The organism is Stenotrophomonas sp. GD03958, from assembly GCF_029839005.1.
Classification (GTDB): domain Bacteria; phylum Pseudomonadota; class Gammaproteobacteria; order Xanthomonadales; family Xanthomonadaceae; genus Stenotrophomonas; species Stenotrophomonas hibiscicola.
Genome location: NZ_JAOBZT010000118.1, coordinates 1 through 7,263, shown reverse-complemented (window position 1 = coordinate 7,263; position 7,263 = coordinate 1). Strand labels below are relative to the sequence as shown.

Below are 7,263 nucleotides of genomic sequence, written 5' to 3'. Positions count from 1 at the left end.
TCGGTGGCGCGCACCAGCGCGTCCACGTTCTCGGCCTCGAACGCCGAATGGCCCGAGGCCGGCGTGATTTCCAGCTTCGCCTTCAGCCAGACCTTGGTCAGGTCCCAGGCGTTGGCCAGCGGGCAGACCACGTCGTAGCGGCCGTGCACGATCACGCCGGGAATATCGGCGATGCGGTGCGCGTCGCGCAGCAGCTGGTCTTCCACCTCGAAGAAGCCGCCGTTGACGAAGTAGTGGTTCTCGATGCGGGCAAACGCCAGCGCGAAGTGCGGGTCTTCGTGGCTGTTGATGAAGTCATCATCGACATGCAGGAAGCTGGTTGCGCCTTCCCACACCGCCCACGCCTTGGCCGCTTCCAGGCGGGTGGCTTCGTCGTCGCTGGTCAGGCGGCGGTGGAAGGCCGAGATCAGGTCATGGCGCTCCACCGACGGGATCGGCTTGAGGTAGTGCTCCCACGCATCCGGGAACAGGCGGTTGGCGCCTTCCTGGTAGAACCACTCCAGTTCCCAGCGGCGCAGCATGAAGATGCCGCGCAGGACCAGTTCGGTCACGCGCTGCGGATGGGTTTCGGCATAGGCCAGCGCCAGGGTCGAACCCCAGCTGCCACCGAACACCTGCCAGCGATCGACCTTGAGGTGTTCGCGCAGCTTCTCGATATCGGCAACAAGGTCCCAGGTGGTGTTGTCCACCAGGTCGGCGTGCGGGGTGGAACGGCCGGCACCGCGCTGGTCGAACAGGATGATGCGGTACTTGGACGGGTCGTGGAACTGGCGCATCTTGTCGCTGCAGCCACCGCCCGGGCCACCGTGCAGCATCACCACCGGCTTGCCGTCCGGGTTGCCGCACTGCTCGAAGTACAGCGTGTGGCGGTCGTCGACCTTCAGGGTGCCGACGTCATAGGGGGTGATGGCGGGGTACAGCGTACGCATGCTTGCAGCTCCAGGGTGATGCCCTGCCGTGGCAGGAGAACCTCCATTCTAGGCCGGACGCCGGCCCAGGGTGATGCGGTCGCGCTGCTCCAGATCCTGCACGGTCTGCACCTCGGCAAACCCCGCCGCCTCGAACAGCGCGCGGATCGCCTCGCCCTGGTCCCAACCATGCTCGATCAGCAGCCAGCCGCCGGGCAGCAGGTGGGCCTGGCCACCGTCGACGATGCGGCGGATGTCGTCCAGGCCATCCGGACCCGAGGCCAGTGCGGTGGCCGGCTCGAAGCGCAGGTCACCCTGCTCCAGATGCGGATCGTCGCTGGCGATGTACGGCGGGTTGCTGGCAATCAGATCAAAACGCGCGCCCTGCAGCGGCGCATACCAGTCGTGCCCGCCTTCAGCGAAGCGGACGTTGCGCAGATCATGGCGGGCGGCATTGCGCGCGGCCACGGCCAGCGCGCCCGGGCTGGCGTCGGTGGCCAGCACCTGCGCCTGCGGCCGTTCGCTGGCCAGTGCCAGTGCAATCGCACCACTGCCGGTGCCCAGGTCGGCCAGCTGCAGCGACTGGTCTGGCGGCAGGCGCTCCAGCGCCAGCTCGACCAGCAGCTCGGTTTCCGGACGCGGGATCAGCGTGGCCAGGTCGACCTCCAGGTCCAGCGTCCAGAATCCGCGACGGCCGGTCAGGTAGGCCACCGGCTCACCGGCCACGCGGCGGGCCAGCAACGCCTCGAAGGCGGCCTGGTCATTGGCGGCCAGCGGATCGGTGGCGTGGGCGAACAGCCAGCTGCGCGGGCGGTCCAGTACGTGCAGCAGCAGCAGTTCAGCCTCGTGGCGGGCCTCGATGCCGCCGAGACGGGCACTGGCCTCAGCCACGGTCTGGCGCAGGGAGGGTTCGGTTTGGAAAGACATGCCGCAATTGTAGAGCCGCAGTCGAGCGTGGCTCGACACTGCAAAAAGCTGCAATCCGTTCAGGTTCTGCCGGAGGGAATAAGGAGGGGCTATCGGCCCCTTTCCGCGCCTCCGGGAGATTTCCCTTGTCACACAGCCAGTTGCAGGATGGGAGCGGCAAGGTTCAGTGCCTGCTCATGACCAAAATGATAGACTCCATCTATCGAATAGATGCAATCAATGGATTGTTCTTATCGCCAGCGAGTCGGTAACCTAGCTCCTGTCGATTCACCCACTCCCCTTCACAAGAGGAAAAACGATGTCCCTGATCAACACCCAGATCCAGCCGTTCGAAGCCAACGCTTACCACAATGGCGAGTTCATCAAGGTTTCCGACGCCAGCCTGAAGGGCCAGTGGTCCGTCCTGATCTTCATGCCGGCCGCCTTCACCTTCAACTGCCCGACCGAGATCGAAGACGCGGCTGACCATTACGCCGAGTTCAAGAAGGCTGGCGCCGAGGTCTACATCGTCACCACCGATACCCACTTCTCGCACAAGGTGTGGCACGAAACCTCGCCGGCCGTCGGCAAGGCCCAGTTCCCGCTGGTCGGCGACCCGACCCACCAGCTGACCAACGCCTTCGGCGTGCACATTCCGGAAGAAGGCCTGGCCCTGCGTGGCACCTTCATCATCAATCCGGAAGGCGTGATCAAGACCCTGGAGATCCACTCCAACGAGATCGCCCGTGACGTTTCTGAAACCCTGCGCAAGCTGAAGGCTGCCCAGTTCACCGCCGCCAACCCGAACCAGGTGTGCCCGGCCAAGTGGAAGGAAGGCGAGAAGACCCTGACCCCGTCGCTGGACTTGGTCGGCAAGATCTAAGGCAGTACCGGCCTGCCGTGGCCCCACGCCGCGGCGCGCCCTTCATCCCCGTGCCGGTCACCCCGCCGGCGTGGGGGTGAACCCAAGACAGCCAACGCTCGCCCGCCTTGGCCAGCCAGCCCCTTCCACGGTCGCTGTCTTGGGTTCACCCCTACCCCCAGCTGGTCCGCTACCTTCTATAGCGGTGCCACGCCCCCTGTTTGCCTGAAGCCAGGAGATGACCCGATGTTGGACGCCAACCTGCAGTCGCAGCTGAAGACTTATCTGGAACGCGTGACCCGCCCGATCCAGATCACCGCGCACGCCGACGATGGCGCCAAGTCGCAGGAAATGCTGGACCTGCTGCAGACCCTGGAGAGCCTGTCGGACAAGATCTCGCTGCAGGTGCTGCGCGACGGCCAAGGCCGCGTGCCGTCCTTCGACCTGGGCACCCCGGGCCAGGACATCCACCTGACCTTCGCCGGCCTGCCGATGGGCCACGAGTTCACCTCGCTGGTGCTGGCGCTGCTCCAGGTGGGCGGTCATCCGTCCAAGGCCACCGCCGAGCTGATCGAGCAGGTGCAGAACCTGGAAGGCGAGTACAGGTTCGAAACCTACTTCTCGCTGTCCTGCCAGAACTGCCCGGACGTGGTGCAGGCGCTGAACCTGGCCGCGGTGCTCAACCCGCGCATCCAGCACGTGGCCATCGATGGCGCCCTGTTCCAGGACGAAGTCGAGAAGCGCGAGATCATGTCGGTGCCGACCGTGTACCTCAACGGTGAAGTGTTCGACCAGGGCCGCATGACCCTGGAGCAGATCGTGGCCAAGCTGGACACCAACGCCAGCAAGCGCGATGCCGAGAAGATCGCCGCCAAGGATGCTTTCGACGTACTGGTGGTCGGTGGTGGCCCGGCTGGCGCCGCAGCGGCGATCTACGCCGCACGCAAGGGCATCCGCACCGGCATCGCCGCCGAGCGTTTCGGTGGCCAGGTGCTGGACACCATGGCGATCGAGAACTTCATTTCGGTGAAGGAGACCGAAGGCCCGAAGCTGGCCACGGCGCTGGAACAGCACGTGCGCGAGTACGAGGTGGACATCATGAACCTGCAGCGTGCCAGCGCGCTGGTGCCGGCCGGCGAAGACGGCCTGGTGCAGGTGCAGCTGGAGAACGGTGCGGTGCTGAAGTCGCGTTCGGTGATCCTGTCCACCGGCGCACGCTGGCGGCAGATGAACGTGCCGGGCGAAGACCAGTACCGCAACAAGGGCGTGGCCTACTGCCCGCACTGCGATGGCCCACTGTTCAAGGGCAAGCGCGTGGCGGTGATCGGCGGCGGCAATTCCGGCGTGGAAGCGGCCATCGATCTGGCCGGCATCGTGTCGCATGTAACCCTTCTGGAGTTCGATTCCAGCCTGCGTGCCGACGAAGTGCTGCAGAAGAAGCTGCGCAGCCTGGCCAACGTGACGGTGCTGACCAGCGCACAGACCACCGAAGTGCTGGGCGACGGCAGCAAGGTCACCGGCCTGGTGTACAAGGACCGCATCGGCGGCGATGCCCACCGCGTCGAGCTGGAAGGCATCTTCGTGCAGATCGGCCTGCTGCCCAACACCGAGTGGCTGAAGGATGTGGTGGCGCTTTCGCCGCGTGGCGAGATCGTCATCGATGACCGCGGCCAGACCAACCTGCCGGGCGTGTTCGCTGCTGGCGATTGCACGACGGTGCCCTACAAGCAGATCATCATCGCCATGGGCGCCGGTTCCACCGCCGCACTGAGCGCGTTCGACCACCTGATCCGCTCGTCGGTGAGCAACAGCAGCGGTGCCGTTGCTGAAGCGGCCTGATCCACCGTTCCCAGATCACCGGGAACATTGTCTGCCTGTCGGGTAACCACGCCGTCAGCCGGTCCGTTACCCCTGGGGTGTAAGGATGAACCTACGTGATCTGAAGTACCTGGTAGCCCTGGCCGACCACAAGCATTTCGGCCGGGCTGCCGCGTCCTGCTTTGTCAGCCAGCCGACGTTGTCCACGCAGATCCGCAAGCTGGAGGAAGAGCTCGGCCTGCCCCTGGTGGAACGCGCACCGCGCAAGGTGATGCTGACCCCGGCGGGCCAGGAAGCAGCAGCACGGGCGCGGGTGATCGTGTCCGAAGTGGAACAGCTGAAGGAAGCCGCGCGACGCAGCCGCGATCCGGAAGCCGGCACGGTGCGCCTGGGCATCTTCCCGACCCTCGGCCCGTACCTGCTGCCGCATGTGATCCCGCGCATCCGCGAGCGCTTCCCGGAGCTGGAACTGCTGCTGGTCGAGGAAAAGAGCGACGTGCTGCTGGACCGCCTGCGCGAAGGCAAGCTGGATGCTGCGTTGCTGGCGCTGCCGGTGGTGGACGACCAGCTGCATGCCGAGTTCCTGTTCGAGGAGCCGTTCCTGCTGGCCGTCTCCGGGCGCCACCCGTTGGCCCGTCGTGAACATCTGGACGTGCAGGAACTGGCGACGCAGAAGCTGCTGCTGCTGGAAGACGGGCATTGCCTGCGCGACCAGGCGCTGGAAGTGTGCCGCCTGTTCGGCGCCAATGAGAAGTCCGAATTCCGCGCCACCAGCCTGGAAACCCTGCGGCAGATGGTCGCCGCCGACGTCGGCATCACCCTGCTGCCAAGTCTGTCGGTGCAGCCGCCGGTGCCGCGCTCGAACAACATCCGCCTGCTCGATTTCACCGGCGAGGGCCGTCCCAGCCGCCGCATCGCCATGATCTGGCGTCGCAGCTCGGCCATGAACGACTTCCTGATGGAGCTGGCCGACCAGTTCAAGCGCCTGCCGCAGGCGCTGTTCACCTTGGATGCGCTGAACGCCACGTCCGATGCGGCATCCCTGCCCGGCCCGGCGCTGAACGGCTGAACCCCTGCAGCATCGGCCCGGAATCGGCAGGAGTCGATTCCGGCCGCATTTGTCCCCACAATACAGACAGGCGGCGCCAGCAGGTGCCGCCTTTTGCATGGCTTTCAACCAAGGAGCTTCACCATGAGTACCGCCAGCGGCCTGCCGCCGTCGATCACCGTTTCTACTTTCGACATGGACCGCCTGGACGCCATGCTCGAATCCCCCGCGCTGAGCCAGACGCCTGCCGCGCTCGCGCTTGCTGAAGAACTCAACCGGGCCACCGTGATGGCACCGGACCAGATTCCCGAAGGCATCGTCATGATGCATTCGCGCGTGGAATGCGAAGATGAAGTGTCGGGCGAAAAGCACGTCCTGACCCTGGTCTTCCCCCGCGAAGCCAACGTCGATGAAGGCAAGGTCTCCGTGCTGGCCCCGGTCGGCAGTGCCCTGCTCGGCCTTTCGATCGGCCAGAGCATCGACTGGAACGCGCCCGGTGGCCGGAAGCTGCGCCTGCGCGTGACCGCGGTCCATAACGACCGCCCCTGATTACCGCTGCGCACCGCGCGCGATTCGATTCCCTTGCACCAGGAGCCGCAATGAGTACCCCGTCCAAACTGTCCCAGCTGCGCGAACTGTCCGTGGTTGTTGCCGATACCGGTGACTACGAGGCGATCAAGCGCCTGCAGCCGGTAGACTGCACCACCAACCCGACCCTGGTGAAGAAGGCGCTGGACCTGCCGGTCTACGCCGAGCTGATCGAACGCGAACTGGCCTGGGGCCGCCAGCAGACGGGCGACCGCGAAGCCGTGGTGCACGCCGTGGCCGACCGCCTGACCATCGGCGTCGGCGCGCTGCTGAGCACGCTGGTGCCGGGCCGGGTGTCCACCGAGGTGGATGCCGACCTGGCTCACGACACCGCTGCCACCGTGGCCAAGGCCCGCCAGTTCATCCAGATGTACGCCGACGCCGGCGTGCCGCGCGAGAAGATCCTGATCAAGATCGCCGCGACCTGGGAAGGCGTGGAAGCCGCGCGCATCCTGCAGGCCGAAGGCATCGACTGCAACCTGACGCTGATCTTCAACCCGACCCAGGCGCTGGCCTGCAGCGAAGCCGGCGCGTTCCTGATCTCGCCGTTCGTCGGCCGCATCCTCGACTGGTACGTGGCCAACGGCCAGACCCCGGCCACCATCGACGAAGACCCGGGCGTGAAGTTCGTGCGCGGCGTGTACGCCGAATTCAAGCGTCGCGGTTCGCCGACGGTGGTGATGGGCGCCTCGTTCCGTTCGACCGCGCAGATCGAAGCACTGGCCGGCTGCGACCGCCTGACGATCTCGCCGGACCTGCTGGAGAAGCTGGACGCCGACCACGGCGCGCTGCCGCGCAAGCTGGTGGCCGGCGCCGCCGATGGCGCGGCGGTGACCCCGATCGACGCGGCGAAGTTCGCGGCGGACCTGGCGGCCGATCCGATGGCCACCGAGAAGCTGGCGACCGGCATCGAGGCGTTTGCCAAGGATCTGGAAGCACTGCGCGAGCGGATCCGCGCGGCACTGTGATTCCGGCCAACGGCTGAGCCCCTCGTGGCGGGGGGCTTGGTCGCGAAGAGCGGGTCATGTGGTTGGCAGGGTGGGTAGGCCGTGCAGGGGGCGCTGCAAGTACGTCCCTGTAAGCTCGGTCGCCGCTTGCTCGTGTGCGCTGTCCTGCGCACACGGCAAGACCGG

Annotated in this window: 7 protein-coding genes; 5 read left to right on the top strand and 2 right to left on the bottom strand. The window is 66.2% G+C overall.

What is annotated here, in order from left to right; all coding sequences use genetic code 11:
- A partial coding sequence (gene pip / locus N5C25_RS19960) for a prolyl aminopeptidase (protein ID WP_279937740.1) occupies window positions 1-929 on the bottom strand: 929 nt, incomplete at its 3' end.
- A gap of 48 nt (window positions 930-977) precedes the next feature.
- Window positions 978-1,835, bottom strand: coding sequence for a peptide chain release factor N(5)-glutamine methyltransferase (prmC, locus tag N5C25_RS19955; protein ID WP_049450148.1), 858 nt, complete (start codon window positions 1,833-1,835; stop codon window positions 978-980).
- Between the two features lie 298 nt (window positions 1,836-2,133).
- On the opposite strand from prmC, the gene ahpC reads away from it, so the two are divergent.
- The 5 genes from ahpC to N5C25_RS19930 all read left to right on the top strand — a co-directional run bounded on the left by ahpC (window position 2,134) and on the right by N5C25_RS19930 (window position 7,098).
- Window positions 2,134-2,697: an alkyl hydroperoxide reductase subunit C gene (gene ahpC / locus N5C25_RS19950; RefSeq protein ID WP_005408159.1), complete on the top strand. Its 564-nt coding sequence runs from the start codon at window positions 2,134-2,136 to the stop codon at window positions 2,695-2,697.
- 225 nt (window positions 2,698-2,922) lie between these two features.
- Window positions 2,923-4,515 (top strand): alkyl hydroperoxide reductase subunit F, encoded by a 1,593-nt coding sequence (ahpF, locus tag N5C25_RS19945; protein WP_058980373.1) that lies wholly within the window; start codon window positions 2,923-2,925, stop codon window positions 4,513-4,515.
- Between the two features lie 85 nt (window positions 4,516-4,600).
- Complete coding sequence (locus N5C25_RS19940; RefSeq protein ID WP_058980374.1) at window positions 4,601-5,563, top strand: LysR substrate-binding domain-containing protein; 963 nt, start codon at window positions 4,601-4,603, stop codon at window positions 5,561-5,563.
- A 123-nt stretch (window positions 5,564-5,686) separates the two neighbouring features.
- Window positions 5,687-6,091 (top strand): nucleoside diphosphate kinase regulator, encoded by a 405-nt coding sequence (rnk, locus tag N5C25_RS19935; protein WP_019661134.1) that lies wholly within the window; start codon window positions 5,687-5,689, stop codon window positions 6,089-6,091.
- 50 nt (window positions 6,092-6,141) lie between these two features.
- The gene (locus N5C25_RS19930) at window positions 6,142-7,098 is read left to right on the top strand and encodes a transaldolase (RefSeq protein WP_279937739.1); all 957 of its coding nucleotides are present in this window, start codon (window positions 6,142-6,144) and stop codon (window positions 7,096-7,098) included.
- Window positions 7,099-7,263 lie beyond the last annotated feature (165 nt).